The 24,850-nt window shown below is 43.7% G+C and carries 25 protein-coding genes and 1 pseudogene; 13 read left to right on the top strand and 13 right to left on the bottom strand.

Annotation, left to right across the window (positions count from 1 at the left end; genetic code table 11):
* Positions 1-324 precede the first annotated feature (324 nt).
* Positions 325-753: a hypothetical protein gene (locus CHRO_RS01595; protein WP_015152426.1), complete on the top strand. Its 429-nt coding sequence runs from the start codon at positions 325-327 to the stop codon at positions 751-753.
* Positions 754-761: 8 nt separating this feature from the next.
* Here the strand turns inward: CHRO_RS01595 and CHRO_RS01590 are convergent, their stop codons facing one another.
* Complete coding sequence (locus tag CHRO_RS01590; RefSeq protein WP_015152425.1) at positions 762-1,817, bottom strand: potassium channel family protein; 1,056 nt, start codon at positions 1,815-1,817, stop codon at positions 762-764.
* 493 nt (positions 1,818-2,310) lie between these two features.
* Here CHRO_RS01590 and CHRO_RS01585 point away from each other — a divergent pair, with 493 nt between their 5' ends.
* From CHRO_RS01585 to CHRO_RS01560, 6 genes are all read left to right on the top strand, one after another.
* Positions 2,311-2,550: a hypothetical protein gene (locus CHRO_RS01585; protein ID WP_015152424.1), complete on the top strand. Its 240-nt coding sequence runs from the start codon at positions 2,311-2,313 to the stop codon at positions 2,548-2,550.
* 59 nt (positions 2,551-2,609) lie between these two features.
* Positions 2,610-2,834: a hypothetical protein gene (locus CHRO_RS01580; protein WP_015152423.1), complete on the top strand. Its 225-nt coding sequence runs from the start codon at positions 2,610-2,612 to the stop codon at positions 2,832-2,834.
* 306 nt (positions 2,835-3,140) lie between these two features.
* Positions 3,141-3,797, top strand: coding sequence for a phosphoribosyltransferase (locus tag CHRO_RS01575; protein ID WP_015152422.1), 657 nt, complete (start codon positions 3,141-3,143; stop codon positions 3,795-3,797).
* 128 nt (positions 3,798-3,925) lie between these two features.
* Positions 3,926-5,956, top strand: a complete 2,031-nt coding sequence (locus CHRO_RS01570; RefSeq protein ID WP_015152421.1) for an FAD-dependent oxidoreductase — start codon at positions 3,926-3,928, stop codon at positions 5,954-5,956.
* Positions 5,957-6,136: 180 nt separating this feature from the next.
* The gene (gene clpS / locus CHRO_RS01565) at positions 6,137-6,430 is read left to right on the top strand and encodes an ATP-dependent Clp protease adapter ClpS (RefSeq protein ID WP_233222595.1); all 294 of its coding nucleotides are present in this window, start codon (positions 6,137-6,139) and stop codon (positions 6,428-6,430) included.
* Positions 6,431-6,483: 53 nt separating this feature from the next.
* The gene (locus CHRO_RS01560) at positions 6,484-6,771 is read left to right on the top strand and encodes a DUF2103 domain-containing protein (RefSeq protein WP_015152419.1); all 288 of its coding nucleotides are present in this window, start codon (positions 6,484-6,486) and stop codon (positions 6,769-6,771) included.
* A 113-nt stretch (positions 6,772-6,884) separates the two neighbouring features.
* On the opposite strand, the gene CHRO_RS01555 is transcribed toward CHRO_RS01560, so the two are convergent.
* The 3 genes from CHRO_RS01555 to miaA all read right to left on the bottom strand — a co-directional run bounded on the left by CHRO_RS01555 (position 6,885) and on the right by miaA (position 8,977).
* Positions 6,885-7,208 (bottom strand): hypothetical protein, encoded by a 324-nt coding sequence (locus CHRO_RS01555; protein ID WP_039717311.1) that lies wholly within the window; start codon positions 7,206-7,208, stop codon positions 6,885-6,887.
* Between the two features lie 203 nt (positions 7,209-7,411).
* Positions 7,412-7,996: a DUF2459 domain-containing protein gene (locus CHRO_RS01550; RefSeq protein WP_015152417.1), complete on the bottom strand. Its 585-nt coding sequence runs from the start codon at positions 7,994-7,996 to the stop codon at positions 7,412-7,414.
* Positions 7,997-7,999: 3 nt separating this feature from the next.
* On the bottom strand, positions 8,000-8,977 hold the full coding sequence (miaA, locus tag CHRO_RS01545) for a tRNA (adenosine(37)-N6)-dimethylallyltransferase MiaA (RefSeq protein ID WP_015152416.1): 978 nt from the start codon (positions 8,975-8,977) through the stop codon (positions 8,000-8,002).
* 128 nt (positions 8,978-9,105) lie between these two features.
* On the opposite strand from miaA, the gene gyrB reads away from it, so the two are divergent.
* The 3 genes from gyrB to lipA all read left to right on the top strand — a co-directional run bounded on the left by gyrB (position 9,106) and on the right by lipA (position 12,959).
* Entirely contained in the window at positions 9,106-11,043 is a 1,938-nt protein-coding gene (gene gyrB, locus CHRO_RS01540; RefSeq protein ID WP_015152415.1) for a DNA topoisomerase (ATP-hydrolyzing) subunit B, read from the top strand.
* A gap of 41 nt (positions 11,044-11,084) precedes the next feature.
* Positions 11,085-11,984: a tRNA (5-methylaminomethyl-2-thiouridine)(34)-methyltransferase MnmD gene (locus tag CHRO_RS01535; RefSeq protein ID WP_015152414.1), complete on the top strand. Its 900-nt coding sequence runs from the start codon at positions 11,085-11,087 to the stop codon at positions 11,982-11,984.
* Positions 11,985-12,089: 105 nt separating this feature from the next.
* Entirely contained in the window at positions 12,090-12,959 is an 870-nt protein-coding gene (gene lipA, locus CHRO_RS01530; RefSeq protein ID WP_015152413.1) for a lipoyl synthase, read from the top strand.
* A 199-nt stretch (positions 12,960-13,158) separates the two neighbouring features.
* Here lipA and CHRO_RS01525 read toward each other — a convergent pair whose 3' ends face one another.
* Positions 13,159-13,854 carry a potassium channel family protein gene (locus CHRO_RS01525; protein WP_015152412.1) on the bottom strand — a complete coding sequence of 232 codons (696 nt, stop codon included), beginning with the start codon at positions 13,852-13,854 and terminating at the stop codon, positions 13,159-13,161.
* Positions 13,855-13,994: 140 nt separating this feature from the next.
* On the bottom strand, positions 13,995-15,329 hold the full coding sequence (locus CHRO_RS01520; RefSeq protein ID WP_015152411.1) for a TrkH family potassium uptake protein: 1,335 nt from the start codon (positions 15,327-15,329) through the stop codon (positions 13,995-13,997).
* A gap of 131 nt (positions 15,330-15,460) precedes the next feature.
* On the opposite strand from CHRO_RS01520, the gene CHRO_RS01515 reads away from it, so the two are divergent.
* The 3 genes from CHRO_RS01515 (at position 15,461) to psb35 (ending at position 17,710) form a co-directional block, all read left to right on the top strand.
* Complete coding sequence (locus CHRO_RS01515) at positions 15,461-16,312, top strand: methyltransferase domain-containing protein (RefSeq protein WP_015152410.1); 852 nt, start codon at positions 15,461-15,463, stop codon at positions 16,310-16,312.
* Positions 16,312-17,334, top strand: a complete 1,023-nt coding sequence (locus CHRO_RS01510; RefSeq protein ID WP_015152409.1) for a homogentisate phytyltransferase — start codon at positions 16,312-16,314, stop codon at positions 17,332-17,334. Before CHRO_RS01515 ends, CHRO_RS01510 begins: the two co-directional genes overlap by 1 nt.
* Before the next feature lie 151 nt (positions 17,335-17,485).
* Complete coding sequence (gene psb35, locus CHRO_RS01505; protein ID WP_041462317.1) at positions 17,486-17,710, top strand: photosystem II assembly protein Psb35; 225 nt, start codon at positions 17,486-17,488, stop codon at positions 17,708-17,710.
* Positions 17,711-17,885: 175 nt separating this feature from the next.
* On the opposite strand, the gene CHRO_RS01500 is transcribed toward psb35, so the two are convergent.
* From CHRO_RS01500 to miaB, 7 genes and pseudogenes are all read right to left on the bottom strand, one after another.
* A complete protein-coding gene (locus CHRO_RS01500) occupies positions 17,886-18,308 on the bottom strand; it encodes a tellurite resistance TerB family protein (RefSeq protein ID WP_015152407.1) in 423 nt (140 codons plus the stop codon).
* A 64-nt stretch (positions 18,309-18,372) separates the two neighbouring features.
* Positions 18,373-19,895: pseudogene (locus CHRO_RS29340) on the bottom strand (16S rRNA (cytosine(967)-C(5))-methyltransferase).
* Positions 19,896-19,998: 103 nt separating this feature from the next.
* Positions 19,999-20,910: an NADP-dependent oxidoreductase gene (locus CHRO_RS01485; protein WP_015152406.1), complete on the bottom strand. Its 912-nt coding sequence runs from the start codon at positions 20,908-20,910 to the stop codon at positions 19,999-20,001.
* Between the two features lie 33 nt (positions 20,911-20,943).
* Positions 20,944-21,816, bottom strand: coding sequence for an oxidoreductase (locus CHRO_RS01480; protein WP_015152405.1), 873 nt, complete (start codon positions 21,814-21,816; stop codon positions 20,944-20,946).
* Positions 21,817-22,086: 270 nt separating this feature from the next.
* Positions 22,087-22,482, bottom strand: coding sequence for a VOC family protein (locus CHRO_RS01475; protein ID WP_015152404.1), 396 nt, complete (start codon positions 22,480-22,482; stop codon positions 22,087-22,089).
* Between the two features lie 121 nt (positions 22,483-22,603).
* Positions 22,604-23,245 (bottom strand): antibiotic biosynthesis monooxygenase family protein, encoded by a 642-nt coding sequence (locus CHRO_RS01470; RefSeq protein WP_015152403.1) that lies wholly within the window; start codon positions 23,243-23,245, stop codon positions 22,604-22,606.
* A gap of 86 nt (positions 23,246-23,331) precedes the next feature.
* Positions 23,332-24,696 (bottom strand): tRNA (N6-isopentenyl adenosine(37)-C2)-methylthiotransferase MiaB, encoded by a 1,365-nt coding sequence (gene miaB / locus CHRO_RS01465; RefSeq protein ID WP_015152402.1) that lies wholly within the window; start codon positions 24,694-24,696, stop codon positions 23,332-23,334.
* Positions 24,697-24,850 lie beyond the last annotated feature (154 nt).

Raw genomic sequence — 24,850 nt, 5'->3', positions numbered from 1 at the left:
TCAATATTCATAAATTCTTTGTTTGAAAACATATAGTTTAGCTAGCAATTTTTTATAATATTGGTAATAAATTTGAAACAGTCTTTTCATTCAAACGCCTCGCTTTAGGAACAACTCAAGTTTGTGGGGTAACAATTTAGTTTGGCTAAAACTTTAGTTTGGCTAGAACTTTAGTTTGGCTATAGCTTGGTAAGGTATCATCCTTGTTTGAAAAAAACATTTGATAGCAAAGCGATACGAAGTACAGATAACTGATTTGAATACTCCTCAATCTTGACGAACAACTGAAATTAAAATAATTCCTTCACTTGAGAGGAGAATTTTATGGTTGGCTTCAACTTGAAAAAATCCGGTCAAAAAACATTAAAAAAATCTCAGACAAACACAGCTAAGATATACCAGCCATTCGAGAGCGCAATTTTAACTGTTAATCCAGGCGATCGCATTGCTAAAGAGCCACAGACTTTGGTGGACAAAGCTAAACAAATTGCTGTAGATGCACCTGATATTACAGGTGACTGGATTAAGGTTCCAACTTATTTTATTTTTGAATATCCGAATGGTGAAAAAAAAGCATTACATCACGTCAAAGATGCCAAAGAAATTTCTGATGCAATTCGTCTAGCTCGATTTGAAGAAGATGAAAATCTAATTATAGAGCCACACAAACCGCATAATGTTAACTTAATCCCTTTCATTCTGGTAGTGCTATTAGTTCTATTTACTATTCCCATACTGATCGGAATATTTTAGGTAGCACGTTATAAGTCTACTGCTAAATAATTGCTGAGGGTTGTTAAAAGGGGTTGCCATTTCCGCCGCAAAGCAACGTATAATTCTGCACCTGCTTCTCGATCTGTTGCTGTTTCTATACCCTCAGCACTCAATCTTTCCACTGCATCATAATATCTTTTTCGCCAGACTAGTTCCATTTGGCGATCGCATTTTATCCGGTGTTTGGGTAGAATCGATTGAGATAGCTCGGAGAGAATATGCGTACTGCCACCCCACAATTCTGCTACTGCTGTAGAGTGTAATAGAGAACGATATTTTTCAGCATTTAATGCGCTTTTAATCAGGCTTGCCGTGTCTATTGCTAAGAGTATGACTCGCGGTAGAGTATAATATGTTTCGCGAAAGCGGAAATAAATCAGTACTGGATATGAATGTTGTAGCTCTAGTAACTCAATCAAATCTCTCGCCATATTAGAAAGATCCTGCTGAATCCCACTGAGTTCGCCACTAGCTCCCAGTCTTGCTAATAACTCTGCTGCATCCCCCGTGCCATCGGTGCGATGGTATAAGCTGAGAGCAAATGTATTGCGGGTAATTAAAGCATTATAGACTGAGAGTAAGTAGGTAATTGTAATTGTAAAACTAGAAAATCCCAGTGCTGCTTCTAATAAAGTTAGTAATCGATAAGTAGCTGTTTTTGGAACTAGATCGCCTGTTCCTAAAGTAGTGAAAGAAAAGCCGCTATAGTAGAGTGCAGTAATAAAATCAGTGGGCGTTTTTCCTTCGCTAGCTTGAATTGCCGAACCTAATTCGGGGAAAATAATTAAAGCAAATCCACTCATAAGTGAAGCCGCCCACACTGCTAAAATAGCAACTATCATAATAGAACCACTATGAGCAAGTAGGCGATCGCTTTTGCTAGGAATGACTTGCGTTACTAGGCGCAAAAAACACCATATTCCTCGGTTCAAAGGCATACTAACAACACTACTACCGAGGCGATGAAAAAGTACAGTTAGATAAATGTCTAAAAGAGTTAAAATAATTATCCCCGTACCAGCCAATTGTATTAATAAATCCATTCCCTATCGTTTTTATCAACTTTGCTACCATTAGTTGTTCGTAACTAATCGTACTGCATTTTACAGTATTTCACTCCGACTGTACTCTTTCTAGAGGATTAAATTTGCATGTTAAAAGAGAAGGATAAATACATCAAACTTTTTAAACTTGGCAGTATAACTATAAAATCAAATTATGCGATCGCCGATCTAGTTAACTGACTTCCTGCAGTTTGGATAGAACTTAATCATTGAGTAAAGTTTACAAATACTAATAATTGTTATCGATTGAACGTGTTGCTAAAGCATAAAACTCATCCTTTCGGCTACGTTCTTGTGTTGATATTTTTGAACTAGAGATAGATTGAGATTAGCTTCATTTGAATTAGAACTAAATATATCAGTTTCGTCAGAGTAACTACTAAATTTTTTGCTCAATTTTTTACAAATTTGTCAAAACTTTAGTTGTAAGAGTTACAGAATAGAGATTTTTATCAGTCAGGAGGTTAGAAGAATGGCTGGTCAAATGTGTTGGTTTCCTTGCTTAGGTGCTGAAAGCGAAAAGATTTTATATCTACGGCGATCGCCAGATAAACCTTGGCAACCTTATACGAGTTGTCCTGAATATTCTGTTCCCGACTACAAAATAGATGGCGGCTCAAAAGGATGGGCAACTTATCAAAAATTACATAAAGCAGGTTGGCAATTAATTTCTACAGCTCAAGCTCAGAGGACAAACCTAGCAATTCGATAAGCTCTGCTATGAATTCACGATCGCCGTCCAATTGAATAATCAAAATCTTAGGAAAGAATATGAAAAGTAAACTTTGGGTAGAGCATCATTCGCTACCAAAATTCAGTCGCGAGCGCGTAGTTCGATTTATCGGTGGTAGTGGTAAAATCAAGCAATATAAACCTACTGCTGGAAGCTGGTCTTATACTGTTGAAATGGATATGGGAACCCCGCCAGAAATGGGCAGAATAGGTTTTGAAACGACAGTCTTATTAGATGAAGCAGATATTCAAGGAGTAGAGTAAAATCAGAGCTAGATTTCTTCCCTACACTTTTATGTTGGGCTGAATATTCTTCTGAAAGCTCGCCTTAAAACAGATAGAATCAGTTGTTGTGTGAAGACAAAAAAACTCATACTTTTGGTTAAAGACAGAAGCACTTTCAGTCTTTTAAGGTAAAAATGTAATTAAAGAAGGTTCATCGCGCTCGACCTGTAGCTAGAGTAGACAGCAAATACAGAACGCAAAAGCGAATGGTAAATCTTGGAGCCGCAAATAGAAATAAATAACTCCTAAGCTAATAAATATGCAGCTTCAGGACAGGAGAATGCTATGTTATTCCAAAATCGAACTACAGCAGGTCAAGCCCTAGCCGATCGATTGCTAGCCTATGCTAACCGTAGCGATGTATTAGTACTAGGATTGCCTAGAGGTGGTGTACCAGTCGCCTTCGAGGTAGCACAAGCATTACACGCACCCTTAGATGTGTTTTTGGTACGTAAGCTGGGTGTCCCCGGGCAAGAAGAATTGGCAATGGGGGCGATCGCCTCTGGTGGTGTGAGAGTGCTGAACTACGATATTATTGAAGCGTTGCACTTATCTGAAGCAGAAATCGATCGCGTTACAGCCAGACAGCAACAGGAATTAGAGCGACGGGAACGGCTCTATCGGCAAAATCTTTCTTTTCCCCAATTCCGCGATCGCACGGTCATTTTAGTAGATGATGGTCTGGCAACAGGAGCAACCATGCGGGCAGCTGTGAAAGCAATACAATTACAGCAACCTGCGGCAATTGTCATCGCCGTGCCAGTTGCTTCTCCTGAAACTCAGCAAGAATTAGCCACTCAAGTCGATGAAATTGTCTGTGTAGAAACGCCCGCACCTTTTTACAGTGTTGGTTCTTGGTACGCTGAGTTTCCCCAAACTACTGATACTCAAGTGCGCGAACTATTGCAACAAGCTGGCACAGTCGCTAGAAATGTATCGTAGTACTTTAATTGTTAGCTGAGCGATCGCTACCTAGTTTACTTTCACTTACAAAAAACTTGTCACCTCAGCCGTGCAGTGCTAACGTCGATAAGCCAGTTAGCTTTTGGTAGCAAGCCAACTCCAAACTTATGCAGCGCAGACGCTTAGCGGCTTTTATCAGTCTTGTTTTAGCCTCCTTTACTCCACCCCTCATCCCTTTTTCCGTCCTCTCCGCACCACCTAAAACCCCCAACCAAACGGTAGAATGCGAAATTCTCGTTACGGGTGCAGGACTTGCAGGTGTCGCCACTGCATACGAGGGATTGCTAGCAGGACGGACTGTCTGCATGACTGAAATTACCGATTGGATGGGAGGACAAATTTCGACTCAGGGAACTTCTGCCTTGGACGAACGCAGAACCCAACGGTTGCAGTTATTTTTCTCCCGTGGTTATTTAGAACTAAGAAAACGCATTGCCGATAAATATAATGGCAATTTAAATCCTGGTGATTGCTGGGTGAGCGATTCTTGCTTCCTGCCTCACGACGGTCACGAAATTCTTTACGATATGTTGCAGGATGCGGCAAAAAAGGGTCGCGGTCAGCTGAAATGGTTTCCTGCCACTGTGGTGAAGCAACTAGAAATTAGCCGCGCTGGATCGCAACAAGCTATTCAAGGCGCGATCGCAATTCAACATCGTCCTGCTGCTGGCGTGCCACCTCTCAATACCCTACCTCTATCTCAAACAATTGAAGACTCCTATCGCTACGAAAATTCAGCTCGGTTGAATAAGGAAATTTTGCGGTTTGTACCTTTGGCGAGGCGAGAGGCGAGACACAAATGGTATGTGGTGGATGCAACGGAGACGGGGGAATTAATTGCTTTGGCAGATGTCCCCTATCGGCTTGGGATTGATGCCCGTTCTTATTTAGAACCTTCTGCCTCTAGCGGGACTAGCGATCCCTACTGCACTCAAGGCTTTACTTATACTTTTGCGATGGAGGCGACCGAGGATCCTATAGGTCATGGCATACCCCCATTTTACTCTCAACATTCTGCTTATTATAGTTACGAACTGCCCCGCTTAGCAAGCTTTCCTTTAGTATTTACCTACCGTCGCATTTGGAGTCCGAAAGACGGCGAACCCATGTCATTCGGGGGCATTAATTTTGAAGCTCCCGTACCAGATGATATTTCCATGCAGAATTGGACGTGGGGCAACGATTACCGTCCTGGTACTGCTGTCGATAATTTAATCTATACTCGCGCTCAGTTACAGGCAAGCGGTCAACTCCTACCTGGAAATTGGCTGGGAGGACTGAGAACAGAAAGCTTGCGTAAAGCGGAAGAACACGCGATCGGTTACTTTTATTGGTTGGTGACGGGTACAACCGATTCGCAACTGGGGGACGGGGTGAAACAACCCCAACCAAACAATCGCTATTTATCTGGACTAGATTCGCCGATGGGAACGGTACACGGCTTGTCTAAGTATCCTTATATGCGGGAAGGACGACGGATTATTGGTAGACCGAGTTGGGGACAGCCAGAAGGCTTTACCGTTTGGGAAATTGATATTTCTCGCCGCAACTACAATGACGATTACTACCGTCAGACCTTATCCCCCCAGATGTATCGCCGTTTGAAAATCGCTTTGGCAGGACTGGAAACCATCAATGCGATCGCCAGTACTAAGCCACCCGAACAAATTGCCCGACGGACTCGTTCCACAATCTTTCCCGACTCAGTAGGGATCGGTCACTATGCGATCGACTTTCATCCTTGCATGACCAAAAGTCCCCCCGAACTTCCAGGAAACACCGAACGAGAAGGGGAACGCCAAGGTGCGGGTGAAGCCTATCCCTTCCAAATTCCTTTACGGGCGATGATTCCTCAAAAGATCGAGAATTTACTCGTAGCTGGAAAAAGTATTGCTACCAGTCATATCGCCTCTGCTGCTTATCGGGTGCATTCCTTTGAATGGTCTGTAGGCGCAGCCGCCGGAACCACTGCTGCTTTTAGCTTAGAAAAAGCGATCGCTCCTTATCAACTCGTAGACGACTTACCCAGACGAGAACCCCTACTCGAACAGCTACAATATCGCCTCCAGCAAAACAATAATCCTACCGCTTTCCCAGATACATCCATTTTCAATCTAGATTGGGATGATTGGCGGTGAACAGTTATCAGTTATCAGTGACTAGTGACTAGTGGCTGGTGACTAGATATGAAAAGATAGTCGCTCACCAATTACCCATTACCAACAACCAACCATTCCTTGTTATCTTGAGAGAATGTATTTTTGTGAAGTTCTGTCTGTCGTGCTATGAACAGGGTAGTTTCTACAACAGTTTACGGGATGGCAACAGCACCGACGATCGCACCTGAGAAATCGTCTAAAGTCGTCAGCAAGCTATATCCTAATTACAAGGTAATCGTGTTGGATGACGATTTCAATACGTTTCAGCATGTAGCTGAGTGTTTGATGAAGTATATACCTGGTATGACGGGCGATCGCGCTTGGGAATTAACCAATCAAGTTCACTACGAAGGTCAGGCGATCGTTTGGGTGGGACCGCAAGAACAAGCAGAACTCTATCATCAGCAACTTCGGCGTGCTGGCTTAACTATGGCTCCTTTGGAAGCAGCTTAGGACAATTAATGATTAAATATTAAAATGAAATATTAAAACTTATTAACCTAATTATGAGTAATGCCAACGGCAGGCTGGTCTGGAATCACTCAACCCACATCTCAGGCTTAATTCCAGTGTTAGAACGCCTGACTCGCATTGATGGAATTCAAACAATTACCCCTGGAGTCATTGGACGGGTAAAAGGTCACTCTCCCAAAATGCAACTTCGTATTTCCGTGCCGATTCGTGGTGGATTTAAACTCATAGCACGCCAAGGCAAGACTGTACAAGAAGTATTCATCCTGACAACTCTCAGCCAGGATGAATTAGTAACAGCAGTGACGAATGTTTTGAAATAGTGTTGTTTGTCATTTGTGAGTGGTGCGCAATCTAATTGTGACTCGTGACTTGTAACTAGACTGCAATCAAAACCTAGCCACTAGTCACTAGTCACTAGCCACTCTCTACTGATTTACTCTTCTACTTGTCGCACGGCAAATCGATGCAGGGGTAGACAGAGAATACAGGCAAAGGTGAGAAAATAAGATAAAGCAGCAGTAAGCTTTAAACTCATTAACAAAACTTCCCAATCTGGTAAGGTAATTTTTTGCAATCCCAAACAGATGCAGTAAAGCAACCAGTAAGTAAAGCTCATCTGCAACAAATTTTGCTCTGCTTCTTCTAGTTCGTTTACCTCTGCTGAATTAGCTCCTGAAAGCAATAGCAGACCAGCAATACAGGCAATGGCAGATATAAAAGCGATCGCGTCTGAAAAGTTTAAATTTTGTATCTGCATATATGTATATCCAAAACTTTCAATTCCCATCAGTCTAAAGGAATAGTGTTTCGGTATACAAAATCAGTTACAAACTGCAACAGAAATAGGTAGTTTGATTAAAATCTTGTAATAAATGTAAATCAGTCATTGGTCATTTGTCATTAGTCATTTGTTGTTGGTTGTTAGTTGTTGCTCAACAGTCACTGGTAACTGGTAACTGGTCACTGGTCACTGATTTGAAAGTTTGCCCATAAGACAAAACCTTCAACGCGACAGCCTAAATCTTGTAGCCAGCGAACTAGTTCGTGATTGCTATTGTGTAGTATGGTATAAGTGCGATCGTAGGGAACTAGGGTCATTCCCGTGTGAGAATTTTTTATTTGCAGAGTAGCGGGGCGATCGAAATATGAATTTAAGACCTTTAGCAAGCGATCGACTTTTGCTTTTTCTACAGTAATGCTCAGCAAAGAACTATCTTTTTGAGTAGCTAATAAATCGAAGCGATCGCAGTTTTTTAACTTGCGTCCTAAAGCTCCTTGAGTTGGTAAAAATAATGCTGCTGCTCCGGTCAACCAATCTTGTTGATTTAAAGCAAAATATCTCCAGTCACCATAGGCATATTCCAGACATTTATCGCGATTAATAGGTAGAACTAATCTTCCGTGAAAGCCATAATCAACGAGATAAATACTAACTGGATTAATGAGATTAGCAGGAGGTATAATAGTAGCAGGAGAAAAAATCCATCCTCCAAGGATAACGCTGGTAATTGCTAAGACAAAAAAAGCAAAGCGGCGTGTTTTCACATTTTAGAATCGCGTGTTTTCTTTCAGATTTAGTTGAGCCATAAAATCCTGAATTCGCTGCCACACTCGTTCTACTAAATCGGGACTGTCAGCATTAAACCATTCAATTTGAGGATATGCTCGAAACCAAGTTCGCTGTCGTTTAGCAAATTGTCGCGTATGCAATACAGTTAATTCTTTTGCTTCCTCTAGGGAGATATCTCCAGCTAAATATTGCTTGAACTCTTGATATCCTAGCGTATTGAGTAAAGGTAAATCCATGCGGTATTTTTGACACAAATACTCAACTTCAGCCACCAACCCATCAGCTACCATTTGTTCTGTACGCTGAGAAATTCGCTGAGTCAAGGCATTCGATTCACAGTCCAAACCAATTTGTAAAATTGGATAACAGGGGGGATCTTCTCCCTGTTGTGCCGAGATTGGACGACCAGTAACGTAGAATACTTCCAATGCTCTAACAGTTCTGGTTGGATCGTTGGGATGAATTTTAGTTGCAGCTACTGGATCGACTTGCTGTAACATTGCATAAAGCTGCTTTTGACCCAAAGATAGAAGTTGCGATCGCAATTTTGGCTGTGGTGCTACTCTAGGAATCTTCATTCCCCGCACGATAGAACGGATGTACAACCCAGTCCCCCCAACTAAGAGAGGGAATAGGTGTAGAGACGTTGCATGCAACGTCTCTACACCCCTCCATTTTTCGATTAATCCCTGTGCTTGTTCCTGATACTCCGCCACGGTAAAAGTTTCAGTGGGATCGCAAATGTCAATTAAATAGTGAGGTATGAGTTGTTGCTGGCTAGGAGTAGGTTTAGCCGTGCCAAGATTAAATTCGCGATAAACTTGACGCGAATCGGCACTGATAATGACAGAATTAAGTCTTTGAGCGATAGTTATTGCCAACCCTGATTTACCCGTGGCGGTTGCTCCACAGATTGTAATCAAGCCAAATCTATGCGAAATATCAGTTTGGTACATCCCCTAGATAAATTGCTCTTTAGAATGCCCTAGAGCCGTCTTTAAGCCTATTGTGTTAGAATTTTGGTACGATTTCTTATTTTAGATATCATTGGTTAATTTAACCTCATTATCGGAGACTCCCTTGCATGACGAGCAGCTACAGCGCCGAGCAAATTCAAGTTTTGGAAGGTCTGGAACCCGTCCGCAAACGACCAGGGATGTATATTGGAACCACCGGACCGAGGGGACTCCACCATTTAGTATACGAGGTGGTAGACAACTCCATTGATGAGGCTCTAGCAGGATATTGTACTCACATAGAAATCGACTTAAACGCTGACGGCTCAGTACAAGTAGTCGATGACGGTCGAGGTATTCCCACCGATACCCATCCGCAGACGGGGAAATCGGCACTGGAAACCGTGATGACAGTATTACATGCTGGAGGTAAATTTGGTGGTGGTGGTTACAAAGTTTCTGGCGGTTTGCACGGAGTTGGGATTTCTGTTGTCAACGCGCTATCGGAATGGGTAGAAGTTACAGTTTGGCGGGATAAAAAGGTACATACCCAACGCTACGAACGGGGCGTACCGATGGGAGAACTGCAAACCAAGTCTTTTAAAGAAGCGAAGACAGGAACTGGAGTTAGATTCAAACCCGATGCAGAAATTTTTACAGTTGGTACGGAATTCGACTATATCACGCTGGCTGGTCGTCTGCGAGAGCTAGCGTATCTAAATGCAGGGGTAAGAATTACCTTTACCGACCACCGTTTAGAACTACTCAAAAGCCAAGAACCAAAAGTTGAGACTTACGAATACAAGGGTGGGATTCGCGAGTACGTCAGCTACATTAACAACGACAAGCAAGCCTTACACGAAGAAATTATTTTCGTGCAAGGGGAACGCAACAACGTCCAAGTTGAAGTCGCTTTGCAGTGGTGTACGGATGCCTATACCGACAACTTGTTAGGCTTTGCCAACAACATCCGCACGGTGGATGGCGGAACGCATTTAGAAGGGTTGAAAACAGTTTTGACGCGGACGCTCAATGCGATCGCCCGCAAGCGAAATAAAATCAAGGATAACGAACCCAACCTCAGCGGCGAACACGTCCGTGAAGGGTTGACAGCCGTGATTTCTGTCAAAGTCCCAGATCCAGAGTTTGAAGGGCAAACTAAGACAAAACTCGGCAACACGGAAGTGCGGGGGATTGTTGACTCGTTAGTTGGGGAAGTGCTGACGGAATATTTAGAATTTCGCCCCAGCATTGCTGATTCGATCTTAGATAAAGCAATTCAAGCATTCAAAGCTGCTGAAGCCGCACGCCACGCACGGGAATTAGTGCGGCGTAAATCAGTACTAGAGTCTTCGCCCCTACCAGGAAAGCTAGCAGATTGCAGTTCTAGAGATCCTGGTGAATCGGAAATCTTCATCGTGGAAGGCGATTCAGCGGGTGGGAGTGCCAAACAAGGACGCGATCGCCGCAACCAAGCGATCTTGCCTTTACGCGGTAAAATTCTCAATATCGAGAAAACCGACGATGCTAAAATCTACAAGAATACCGAGATCCAAGCATTAATCACCGCTTTAGGCTTGGGCGTAAAGGGAGAAGAATTCGATTCATCCCAATTGCGCTATCACAAGATCGTGATTATGACAGATGCTGACGTGGATGGAGCGCACATCAGAACTTTGTTGCTAACATTCTTCTATCGCTATCAGCGACAACTGATCGAGCAAGGGTTTATCTACATTGCTTGTCCGCCACTTTTTAAAATAGAAAGGGGACGCAATCATTACTATTGTTATAGCGAGCGCGAAAGAGATCAAAAAATTGCTGAATTTCCTGCCAACGCTAACTATACGATTCAACGCTTCAAAGGTTTGGGTGAAATGATGCCACAACAGTTGTGGGATACCACAATGAATAATGAAACCCGCACCCTCAAACGAGTAGAAATCGAAGACGCAGCCGAAGCAGACAGGATCTTTACCGTATTAATGGGCGATCGCGTTGCCCCTCGACGCGAATTCATCGAAACCTACGGTTCTCGCCTCAACTTGGTAGAGTTGGATATTTAGGGTATGGGGGACAAGGGAGATAAGGAAGACAAGGAGGACAAGTGAGCAATTCTAGCCACCAGCCACTAGCCACCAGCCACTCCTACTACTCCCCCCAAATCACAGCCGATGGTTCTTACACGTTTTTCTCAGCCGAATTTGGCGAAGCATATCACAGCCAGTTTGGGGCGCGTCAGGAAGCTGAGTTTAAGTTTGTGGAACCGACAAAACTACGGCAAAAGGCACGGCAACAAAAATCTTTACGATTATTAGATGTATGTTACGGCTTGGGTTACAATACCGCTGCTGCTTTAGCAGCTATCTGGGAAGAGAATCCCAATTGTGAAATAGAAGTTGCAGGATTGGAGTTAGATCCAACAGTACCCCAAGCGGCGATCGCCCACAATCTCCTCGATAACTGGTCGCCACTTTTACCCCAATTAACCCAACTTGCAACAACGCATCAAGTTACAAGCGATCGCCTGCAAGCAAAGTTACTACTTGGCGATGCAAGGCAGACGATTCAAACATTACAAGCATCTGGTTTTCAGGCAGACGCAATTTTTCTCGACCCGTTTTCTCCGCCTACCTGTCCTCAATTGTGGACGGTGGAATTTTTAGGGTACGTGGCTCGATGTATGCATAAGAGTGGAATTTTGGCAACATATTCCTGCGCTGCATCCGTGCGATCGGCTTTGCAAGCAGCGGGGTTAAAAATTGGTTCCACATCACCCGTAGGTAGGCGATCGCCTGGTACTGTAGCTAGTTGGCATGATTCTGGCTTACCTTCCCTTTCTCAGGAAGAACGAGAGCATTTACAGACTCGTGCGGCAATCCCCTATCGCGATCCTCAGTTGTGCGATCCAGCAGAGATAATTTGTCAACGAAGAGTTCAAGAGCAACAAACCAGTTGCTTAGAACCAACTTCCCGCTGGCGCAAGCGAAGAAGTAGAGACGTTTAGCAAGTCAGTGACCAACTACCAATTACCAATTATCAACTACCAACTACCAACTACCACTCCCTAACTTGATAAAATCTAGACTAGGAACCTTAGTTGAAGTTAATTGTGACTGTTAAGCCAGAGTGGTTACGGGTAAAAGCGCCGCAGTGGCAGCGCGTCGGTAAAGTTAAAGACATTTTGCGGGATTTAGCCCTCAATACTGTCTGCGAAGAAGCCTCATGTCCTAATATTGGCGAGTGTTTTAATGCAGGTACGGCAACATTTTTGATTATGGGACCAGCTTGTACCCGTGCTTGTCCTTACTGCGATATTGATTTTGAGAAAAAACCTAAACCCCTAGACTCCACAGAACCACAACGCCTAGCTGAAGCAGTTCGGCGGCTGCGGCTCAATCATGTCGTGATCACTTCCGTAAATAGAGACGATTTATCGGATGGGGGTGCATCTCAGTTCGTTGGCTGTATTCAAGCGATTCGTGAGGTATCGCCTCAAACTACGATTGAGGTTTTGATTCCCGATTTATGTGCGAATTGGGATGCTTTGGCGACGATTTTACAGGCGCAACCAGAAGTCTTAAATCACAATACAGAAACCGTTCCCCGCCTGTATCGGCGAGTACGTCCTCAAGGAGACTACGATCGCTCCTTAGAATTGTTAGAGCGATCGCGTACTTTAGCTGCTTCTGTCTACACCAAATCTGGTCTGATGGTAGGACTGGGAGAAACCGATACGGAAATTCGCCAGGTGATGCAAGATCTACGGGCTGTCAATTGCGATATCCTCACGCTAGGACAATATCTTCAACCCAGCCAAAAGCATTTAAAAATAGATAGTTTTATTGCTCCAGAACAATTTGATGCTTGGCGGGAGTATGGTGAATCTTTGGGTTTCCTACAAGTGGTTTCTTCACCTCTCACCCGTAGTTCCTATCACGCCGAACAAGTACGGGAGTTAATGCAGCGTTATCCTCGCTAAAAAGCGATCGCGCGTCTCTACAAATAAAAACCAAAAAAAACCCTCCCGTCGTGGTGCGGAAGGGTTACCTTGAAGTGTGGTGTGAGGAGCAGACATAGAGTCTACTTACAAACATGCTAATGAGTGAATGTGACAAAAAAGTGACACAGAAATGGCGATCGCATGAAAAAAATTATGACATCTATAGATGCAAGCCAAGTTAAATTGGCAAGCGATTAATATCCCTATTACAACCAATTACAACCATAGCAGAACCCTTCTCTAAGCGTTTTCTAGGATCGGGGTTGATTTCAAATTTGCCATCTTGACTCACCGCTAGCAAGTTTAAACCATAGCGGTTGCGAATTTGTAGATCGCCGATTGTTTTGCCATGAAATTCGTCAGGTACGATGACTTCAACAATGCTATTATCTGGGTCAAGGTCGAAGCGATCGAGAATAGCTGGTTTGGTGAGCGATCGCGCTAACTCGCATCCTGCTTCATACTCAGGAAAGACAACGTGATCCGCGCCAACGCGATGTAACAATTTGCAATGAACCCCTGAAGATGCTTTTGCCACAATATGCGGTACGCCACCTTCTTTCAAGTTCAGCGTCGTAATAATACTTTCTTGTATATAGTTACCAATCGCAACAATGACCGTATCAAACTCGTAAATTCCCGCTTCTTTTAACGCTACAGAGTCAGTAGAATCGAGTTGTACGGCGTGAGCTGCAATATGTTCGCTCATGACCTGATTGACGTTTTTCTCATCAATGTCCGTTGCTAATACCTCATAACCCAACCGATGTAGAGTAGAGCAGACAGCACGCCCAAACCGTCCTAAGCCAATGACCGCAAACTGGTGGTTATCTTTGCGGAGACTGCGAAAAAAACCTAAAGACGACAGATTCACACGCTTATACCTTTGCTTCAATCAACCTTACTTCTTATGTGAAGTAAAGTTACTAAATCGTTCCAACTCAAATATATACCTTTACCACTCGAAAACAGCATATTTGCTTAAATCTCTTGGTATATCTCGTTCGTAGCGATTTAACCTACAAGTAAATTTTCTTCGGGATAGTGGATAGCAGTAGGGCGAGGATCTCCTAGTACGGCTCCTATGAGTAACAAAATACCTACCCGTCCGATAAACATGGTGGCGATTAAGACTAACTTAGCCGCAGCAGAGACATTGGCGGTGATTCCTGTCGAAAGTCCTACAGTAGCAAAAGCAGATACGACTTCAAACAAGATTTGAATAAAATCTATGTTCGGGTCAGTCAAGGATATCAAAATTGTTGCTAGTATTACCGTGGCGATCGAACCAACTAGTACGCCAACAGCTTTTAAAATCAGGTTAAGTGGAATTTGACGCTCGTAGAGTAGGACGTCCTCTTTCCCTTGTAGAATTGCCTTGGTACAACTAGTTAACACGCGCAAAGTTGTCGTTTTTATACCTCCACCCGTACCACCTGGACTTGCACCAATAAACATAAAAGCAATAGTAAGAAATAAGCCAGCATTAGTCATTTTGCCAATATCAATTGTGTTAAATCCAGCCGTTCTGGGAGTCACAGACTGAAACCAAGCAGCTAATATTTTATTTTGCCAACTGAGATTACCGAAAGTATTGGGATTTCTCGACTCAATTAAAAAGAAAGCAACCGTACCTGCAATCAATAAAATCAAACTCGTGCTAATTGCTACTTTTAAATCTAGCGAAAACACGACTCTTTCTGACTTGCGTTGGAGGCGATCGCGCAAATAAATATAAATTTGAAAAAGGACTCCGTATCCAATACCGCCAAAGATAATTAATCCTGTGACGACTAAATTTAATAAAATTGACGATTGAAAACCGATAAAACTATCTTTAAATAAACTAAAACCAGCATTGTTCCAAGAGTTTACGCTATGAAAAATAGCTAACCAAAGGGCGCGATCGAGTCCATATTGAGGTGTGAAAACTGGTAAAAGTAGAAAGATTCCTGTAATTTCAAAAATCAGGGTTACGCCAATAATCGAACGGATTAAATCGGCACTATTAGATAACCCCGTTCGGTCGAGTGCTTGTTGGATTGCCACTTTATCGCGCAACCCAAATTTCACTCCAATCAAAACTAATAAAAAAGTGGTGGCTGTCATGTAACCCAAACCACCAATTTGCACTAAAGCAACCAAAATTACCTGTCCAAAAAATGAGAAATAAGTTCCCACATCTACTACAGATAGCCCAGTGACGCAAACAGCAGAAGTAGACGTAAACAGTGCCACAATTGGGTTAGTCCAATCACCGCTACTAGAAGAAAAAGGTATCATCAGCAGCAGCGTTCCAACAGCGATCACCGCTAAAAATCCTAAAGAAATAGTTCGAGGAACAGTCATTATTTTTGGTAATTGGTAATTGATAATTGTTATTTGGTAGTTAGCAAGAGGAATTAATTCCGAATTCCGAATTCCGAATTCCGAATTCTTTATGGTAGGCTAATTGCGGGTTACGTTAATACTGAGTTGTGATGAGTGCGACACTTTACGAGCGGATTGGGCAATTTTACGATTCCTCCTCTAGTTTGTGGGAACAGGTGTGGGGGGAACACATGCATCATGGCTACTATGGCACAGATGGAAAACAGAGAAAAGAGCGGCGACAAGCACAAATCGATCTGATTGAAGAACTGCTGCAATGGGCAGATGTAGAGCAAGCACAGCATATCCTCGATGTCGGCTGCGGTATAGGTGGTAGTTCGCTTTATTTAGCCCAAAAGTTTGATGCTCAAGCCACGGGAATTACTCTCAGCTCGTTTCAAGCGAATCGAGCGACTCAACGCGCTCAAGCGATGGGTTTGAGTCAAAAAGCCGAATTTTTAGTTGCAAATGCTCAGAATATGCCTTTTGCGGATAACAGCTTTGACTTTGTTTGGGCATTAGAAAGCGGCGAACATATGCCCGATAAGGTTAAGTTCATGCAAGAGTGCTACCGCGTGCTGCAACCTGGGGGAAAGCTAGTCATGGTGACTTGGTGTCATCGCCCTACGGATGCTAAGTCAGGAGGTATTCTGACAGCAGACGAGCAAAAGCATCTGAACGAGATTTACCAGGTGTATCACTTACCTTACACGATCGCCTTACCGGAATATGAAGCGATCGCCCGCAATCTTAATTTAAACAGCATCCGTACCGCAGATTGGTCAACTGCCGTAGCGCCATTTTGGGATGTAGTCATCGATTCCGCTCTTAATCCCACGGCAATATTAGGTTTAATTTTATCTGGGTGGGAAACAATTCAAGCAGCACTGTCTCTGGGGCTGATGCAGCGGGGCTACCAGCGTGGTTTAATTCGATTTGGCTTGTTGTGTGGGATTAAGTAATGAAACGTACCGTCAAGACGCAGAGAACGCCGAAAGTAAGGCGATTAAATTTGGCTGAGTGGCTTTACGCTTTTTGGAAGTTCTCGCGTCCCCACACCATTATCGGTACGAGTTTGAGCGTCTTAGGAATGTATTTAATTGCCTTTGATGCGCAGATCGCTCTTTCCCAACTCCCGACTAATGTACGGGCGAGTTTTGCCGATAGTTCTCTCATCGAACGCATGGTTCATTGGCTAAACCCGCCCCTACAGCCACTGTTATTGGCGTGGATTGCTTGTCTGTGCGGCAATATTTATATTGTTGGCTTGAATCAACTAGAAGATGTTGAAATTGACAAAATTAATAAACCCCATTTACCAATAGCATCTGGTGATTTTTCACAGCGTACAGGTCAAATTTTGATAGCCATAACGGGAATTTTGGCGTTGGTATTAGCTGGGGCTGCTGGATGGTATTTATTTGGCATGGTAGCAATAAGTTTAGCAATTGGAACAGCTTATTCTTTACCACCAATCCGATTGAAAAGGTTTCCTTTTTGGGCAGCTTTATGCATTTTTTCTGTTAGAGGAGCGATAGTTAATTTAGGATTATTTTTGCATTTTAACTGGTTATGGCAAGGAGTTTCAGGAATTCCTAGCTCGGTTTGGACGTTAACTTTATTTATTTTGGTATTTACCTTTGCGATCGCAATTTTTAAAGACATTCCCGATTTGGAAGGCGATCGCCAATATCACATTACAACTTTTACCATTGCTTTAGGGAAAGAAAAAGTTTTTAACCTAGCACTTTGGGTAATAGCTACATGTTATATAGGTATAATAATTGCCGGAATTCTAGGACTTTCCTCAGTCAACTCAACTTTTCTCATCAGTACCCACTTATTACTCTTAGCTTTGCTATGGTGGCGCAGCCGTCAAGTAAACTTACAAGATAAAAGCGCGATCGCCAGTTGCTATCAATTCATTTGGAAACTCTTCTTCTTAGAATATATTTTGTTTCCGGTAGCTTGTTTGTTGGGTTAGTTAGGTAATGGGTAATTGGTGGTTGATAACTGGTCGCTGGTCGCTGGTCACTGGTCACTGTTTGCTGCTTCTTTCCTGGGGAGGATGGAAATGGTACTCTGTTTGTATAGGGTCTAAACAGTAGTATTAGCAATTTGAGGAAATTATGACTATGCAGATATTAATGCAAGCAGCAGCAGATGCGGCAGTAAATCAGCCCCACTTTCCAATCTCTGCAACTCTAGTATATGTAGTTGGTTTTATTGCTGCTGCGACAATTGGTTCAGTTGCTTGGTATAATTCCAAGCGTCCTGTAGGTTGGGAAGATAAAGAGCGTCCCAGCGTAGTCCCAGAAGTGAAAAAAGAAGAAACTCCCGGAGTTGGCGAACCAAAGTAAAAGTCAAAGGTCAAAAGTCAAAGGTCAAAAGTCAGTGTAGAGACGTTATATGTAATGTCTGTACAGAGTTATTAGTTATCAGCGATTAGTGACTGGTGAGGAGTGACTAGATCGAGAATTCAGCTACTAACCACCGATCGCTAGCCACTAGCCACTCATAACAAATGACTAATGACTAATTTTGAGTCTCTACCCAACGACGGTAGAGATTTTGGATTGCGTGAATTGCGGAATTGTGCATGGAATGATGCTCTGTTTCCTCTGAATGAGAAGACTCTATTTTGTTAAGCAATTGAGCTTCTTCTACGGCAACGTCGCCATCACTATAAATTAAGCCGCTAATAGCTTCAATCAAACTTTGGTAAGCTGTTTCACTAGGGCGATCGCCTAAATATGCTTGAATCCATTCATAACATTCTGTAGGCTGTACTGTTCGGAGTTCGTTGAGTAAAGGTCGAATCTCTGGATCGTCAGCCAAATTTTTTGCTTGAGCGACTTGCTGAAGATATTTTCTTTCCTCTGGTTGAATTTTGCCGTCCAACCAAGCAGCACCGATCAAGATTTTCATTAAATTTTTGGTATTAGAATTATTAGTCATTTTTGGTAATTAGTAGTTGGTTAGTCTTGTTTCTCTTTTCCAGTCACTAGCCACCAGCCACTAGTCACTGCTCCCTTCTCTTCAATCGAACCATAAAAAAGCCATCCATTTGATGCTGATGGGGAAATACTTTTAGCCAACCTGCGGTAGTGGAAAATGGAGTTGCAGGAGAATTGGGTGGAAGAGGATCGATTTGCCATTGGGAATGGCTTGATAAAAACCATTCCACTACTCTTTCATTTTCTAAAGGATGAAGAGTGCAAGTGGCGTAGACAAGAATACCACCAGGTTTCACCCAGGTAGCCGTGCGATCGAGTAGTTCTTTTTGTAGGTTAGCAAGTTCTTGTACTGATGCGGGTGTTTGTCGCCAACGAGCATCGGCGTGGCGGTGCAAAGTTCCCAATCCAGAACAGGGAGCATCGAGCAACACGCGATCGGCTATATTCGTAAATTGAGTCAGAGAACGGCTATCGCCGGGACAAATTTTGATCGATCGCAATTGTAAGCGTTCGGCATTTGTTTTAAGCTTATTCAAACGAGATGTGGTGCGATCGCAAGCCCAAATTGTTCCACGATCTTGCATTAATTCGGCTATGTGAGTTGTCTTACCTCCAGGTGCAGCACAAGCATCAATGACAACTTCCCCTGCTTGCGGATCGAGTACGTGACTCACAAGTTGAGCGCTACTATCTTGGACAGTCCACCATCCCGCACTATATCCAGGTAAATTCTGAATTGCACCAATACTTCCAGTCAACCTCAAAGCTTGGGGTAGATGGGGAAGCCGGGTTACAGATACCCCTGCTGCTTGCAACTGCGTTTCTACTTCTTCGATAGAAGTTTGTAAAGTATTAACTCGTAGATCGATCGCTGGCGGTTGATTAAACCATTCACATAGTTGTTCTGTTTCTACCAAACCCAACTGTTCCAACCACAATTCAATGATCCAATTAGGGTAACTGTGTAGAATTCCTAGTCTTTCAACTGGATCTTCTGGTAATGGGTAATGGGTAATGGGTAATGGGTAGTTGGTAGTTGGTTGTTTTTCCCCCTTGTCCCCCTTGTCCCCCTTGTCCCCCTTGTCCCCCTTGTCTCCCTTGTCTCCCTTGTCCCCCTTGTCTCCCCCCTCTGCCTTGTCCCCCTTGTCTCCCTTGTCCTCCGACTCCCGACTCCCGTACGGACGGGTTTGGAAACCCCCCCCTACCGACTCCCGTAAAAACTGACGCAAAATCCCATTGACAAATCCCTTCAATCCGGCAAAACCATTAGTTTTCGCCAATTCCACTGTTGTGTTGACAGCGGCAGAGGAGGGAATTTGAGTCAGATAACATAGCTGGTATAAGCCAATGTGCAGAATTGTGCGTAAGTCGGGGGGTTGTTGGTGAGATTTTTTTTGGCTAAGCGATCGATCAGAACGTCGAGCGATCGCATTCTTCTGACGCTACCGTAGACTAATTCTGTTACCAAACGGCGATCGTTAGGATTTAAATTCGATTGACTAAGTACCCGATCTAAAGCGACATCTGCATATGCATCGCGATGTACTGCCTTGAGAGCGATAAAAGCTAGTTGGCGAGGATTTTCCATGCGCGATTATAAGTTAGCTCGATCGAATACACCAACTCATTTAAGTATAGGTACTAGTATGCAGCGACTTGGCGATCGGAGAAAAATTTAGTGCTTTCTTCCTTTAGTCAACCCGCAGCACGATTTTACCGCGCGTCCGTCCGCTTTGGCTTAACTGGTGTGCTTGTGCGGCTTCGCTCAAGGGTAGTACGGTTTCGACATACGGTTTAACTTGCCCTGAGTCGATGAAAGTGGTAATTTCATCTAATTGCGCCGCATTTGGTTGTACGTGGGTAATCGCAACTCGCACGCTGGCACTTTCTGGTGGTGAACCGACAATTGAAACGAGTATCCCATCTGGTTTGAGAACTTTGAGCGATCGCGCTCTTGTTTCACCACCAATTGTATCTAGAACCACATCGAGATCGCGCACGACATCTTCAAATGGTGTTGCCTGATAATCTATGACTTCGTCTACTCCCAATTTGCGGATAAATTCAGTATTCCGAGTAGAAGCCGTACCGATAACACGCGCACCCTTGGCTTTTGCTAATTGTACGGCGATCGATCCTACTCCACCAGATGCGGCATGAATCAGAATTTTTTGTCCTGCCTCTAAGTGCGCCGTATCAAACATTGCCTGCCAGGATGTCAGCGCTGCCACTGGTAAAGCTGCTGCTTGAATAAAGTCGATACTTTTGGGTTTTAGCGTGACTTCCGATTCTCTAGCAGCAATGTATTCAGCATACGTACCTTCCCGCCGCAAGCTAGCGTAGCCGTACACTTCATCTCCTGGCTTCAGTCGCCGTACTGCATCACCCACAGACTCCACAACTCCCGCAACATCAGCACCGAGAATATGGGGCAAATTGAAGGTTTTACCCACATATCCCTCGCGAATCTTCCAATCTACAGGATTTACTCCTGCTGCATAGATCCGAATCAAAACTTCATCTGCTGCGGGTTGAGGTAGCGGCACGTCTTCGTACTTCAAGACATCTACGCCACCATAAGCGTGCATCCGAATTGCTTTCATAAGTTGTATGGGTATGGAGTGGATATAGAACAGTTACCCTCCAATCGCGCCGACAGCTGCCCCTTCATAAGCTGTATTCACGGCTACGTCTTTCCAAGCCTCCATCTCTGCCTTGACTGATTCTAGTTTTGTTTCAATTGCATCCACGGCATCTGCACCTAAAGCGAGTCTTAAAGGTGGGTTATCGCTATTTACGGCTTGAATCATTGCCTCGGCTGCTTTAACGGGATCGCCTGGTTGCTTGCCATCCATATCTTGCAGCCACTGACGGAGACCACCAACTATAGGTTCGTAGTCGGCAATTTGAGTATCGGCTAAAACGAGCGATCGCCCATTAAAATCCGTCCTAAACGCCCCTGGTTCGACAATGATAATTTTAATCCCTAACGCCTCTACTTCCTTGACAAGTGCTTCAGACAAGGCTTCTAGAGCAAACTTAGTCGCGCAATGGATCCCAGCGCCAGGAAAAGACACGAAACCACCTACCGAAGAAAGGTTGAGAATGTATCCACTGCGGTGCTGTCGCATCGAGGGTAGCACTGCTCGCATCATGTTCAGCGCCCCAAAAACATTCGTTTCAAACTGGCGGCGAGTTGCTTCATCGCTGAGTTCTTCCAACGCCCCCATCGTACCGTAGCCAGCATTATTTACCAGTACGTCAATGCCTCCGAATTTAGCGATCGCCGTTTCTACTGCTGCCTTGACTTGTGCTGGCTGAGTCACGTCTAGCTGCACTGCTAGAGCGCGATCGGGATATTTTGTCTGAATATCTTCAACATGTTGGGGATTTCGTGCCGTTACTACGACTTTCTCGCCCCGATCTAATACTGCTTGGGCGATCGCTCTCCCGAACCCACTAGAACTACCTGTAATCAACCAGACGCGAGAATTTTGCACAGATGTCATAAAACTCTCCAATTGCTGAATTGGTTTACTCTATTGCGCGATTGAATTGTCAGTTGTACGTTTTGGTTTGAAATTTTTAACCAAACTCAATTTGGTGCGATACAGCTAGCTGAGAACAAGAAAAGTATTCCCTTAATTCTTATCACTCGCTACTTTCTTAATTTCTGCTTTGTATTTTCAACGAGCGATAGTTCCTCATGCATATTTCAAGGTAGAACAATGAGAGCTATATTGTCAACTCAATTGCAGACCTATCGATCGTCAACTCGATTAAATCATATATTGATAAATCCCAATTAAGTTTCCATCAGGATCGCGTATATAAGCAGTTTTGAGATCGTAACTAGGATTAGCCATTGGCTCTCTAGTAAATTTAATTCCCTTTTGTTTTAATTCGTGACAAACTGTTTCTACATCGGCAACCACAAAAACTAACACGGCACGATCTTGACATTCTGCGTGAAGTGGGAGGCGATCGCTGCCAATTATTTCTGCCATTTCTTGCCGTTGCGAGATTGCTAGTTTCATATCTCCAGCGGCAAATTCAGCGTACCCTTCCTGAGTAGCATCTACTATTACCTTAAATTCCAAAATATCTCGATAGAAAGCAAAGCAAGCTTTCAGATCGGTAACTAAAAGTCTAGTGTAAGAGGTACGAACTTGCATAATTCAGTTATCAGTTGTCAGTTGTTAGTGTAGAGACGTTACATTTAACGTCTGTAGAAAGTTATCAGTTATCAGCAATCGCTCTATGAGCTTTTGACTTTTAACTTTTAATTTTTGACTTTTACTCATGAGGTTCGGTGAAAACGACTTCGTACAGGTGAAATTCGTTTTCTGATAAACCTTGCCAATATTCCCGCACGGGAGCAAATTTTGGTTCTTTGACTAGTAGTTCAAAATTATCGAGAGTTTGCCAAAATCCATAATTCATCGTGCGCGTTCCGTCAAGCGAACGGTGAAAATTTGCAGATAATAGATCGGGGTGTTCTAACGCAATTGTGACGTTTTCTCGCTCTAGCTCTATCAAGCGAGACTGATTTTCTGGCTTCATTCTAAATTCTCCCAGGTGAATTAAGCGCCCTGGAGAAATTGTGAGGTCTGCTGATTCCGGTAAAGAAATCGTTACCTCGTATACACGGGAGTCTAGTAAATGAAAATTGGCTAATTTAGCTGCTCCCCGCGCTTGTATTTCAGAGTTATTGAGGAAAGCTTTGTAATCTTCTAGAGTTTTCCACTGAGCGTAGTTTAGGACTCTGATACCGTCTAAACTTTTGTGGAGACTCGATGAAACAAAACCAGGTTGGTGCTTTACATCTGCCTCCACGAATTCCACAATTGTATTTATTAGTTCCTGCTGTTGTTCTGGTTCTACAGCAAAAATAATGATGACTGTAATAACCTCGTTGTGTTTGGCAATAGAAGGCATTTTTAAACCTCTACTCAGCTACAGCAATCCTCAATCGATCGCACCTTCGGTTACAGTCAGCTTTCTACACCGATAAGTGTCAACTGTCAACCAACTACCAATTGACGCGCCTCTATCGGTTCTCCTGTCAAACTGAAAGCCCGTACTTCGGTAATTTTGACTGTAACTAATTGCCCCTTAAGCTGGATAATATCGCCATCAAAGAACGTCAAACGATTTCCTCTGGTTCTTCCCATCACTTGCTGGGGATTTTTGGGGTTTTGGTCTTCTACTAAAACTTCCTCAACTCTACCTAAATAACGTTGCGATCGCGCTTGGGCTGTGGTGGCAACTAAATGATTTAATCTTTGCAGGCGATCGCTCTTGACTTCTTCACTTAATTGTGCATCCCATAAAGCAGCGGGAGTCCCGGGACGTGGGGAATAAGCGGCTGTATTCAAATGGTCGAAACCAATATCTGCCACTAATTTGAGTGTATTTTCAAATTGCGCTTCAGTTTCCCCAGGAAAGCCGACAATCGCATCAGCGCTAATTGAAGCATCGGGCATCAGTTGCCGAATTTTATCGATAATCCGCCGATATTTTTCGTGGGTGTAACCCCGTGACATCCGTTTGAGGACTTCGTTATCGCCCGATTGGAAGGGAATGTGAAAATGCTCGCATACCTTGGGTAACTCCGCACAAGCACGAATTAATCGTTCGGTGAAATAACGCGGGTGACTGGTAGCAAAACGGAGGCGATCGACTCCTGGTACGTCGTGGACGTAGTAGAGTAAATCTGTCAGCGTGTGTAAGTGTCTGCCTTCTGGGGTTGTTCCTGGTAAGTCGCGCCCATAAGCATCGATATTTTGACCGAGTAAGGTAATTTCTTTATATCCCTGTTTGCCCAACTCTACCATCTCGGCTTTAATCGCCTCCGGCGTGCGAGACTGTTCTACACCACGCACGTTGGGAACCACGCAGTAAGTACAGCGTTCGTTGCAACCATAAATCACATTTACCCAAGCTGTGACGGTGCTATCGCGGCGCGGTTTCGTAATATCTTCGACAATTTGAATCGGTTCTGTTGCTACAACTTGATTGCCGTCGAATACTTGTTCTAACAATTCTTCTAAACGATTGGCGTGTTGGGGTCCCATGACGAGATCGATTTCCGGTACTCGTCGCAGCAGTGTTTCGCCTTCCTGCTGTGCCACGCAACCAGCAACAACTATTGTCAAGTCTGCTTGTTCCTGCTTGCGCTTCGCCTGTCTGCCTAAGTAGGAATAAACTTTTTGCTCGGCGTTGTCCCGAATCGTGCAAGTATTGTAGAGGAGTAAACTTGCTTCATTCGGGTCTTCTGACCACTCGAAGCCCATATCCTCAAGGATGCCAGCCATGCGTTCGGAGTCAGCCTTGTTCATCTGGCAGCCAAAAGTGGTGATGTGATAGCGGCGGTTAGGAGCGATCATTACGTGCAGACAAGTTCGGATTTAGCTTTACATTATACCCATTATAGATTTTTGAACTATAGATTTTTGCACGGATTTTTACGGTTCTAGCTCGACTCGCAGCTAAGCCGCAAGCTATTTTAGTAAAAAATATTACTGCAAGGAAGTTTTTCTT

Source organism: Chroococcidiopsis thermalis PCC 7203, from assembly GCF_000317125.1.
Classification (GTDB): Bacteria; Cyanobacteriota; Cyanobacteriia; order Cyanobacteriales; family Chroococcidiopsidaceae; genus Chroococcidiopsis; species Chroococcidiopsis thermalis.
Note: the sequence above shows the minus strand (reverse complement) of the source record. Positions and strands in the feature narration are given on the sequence as shown.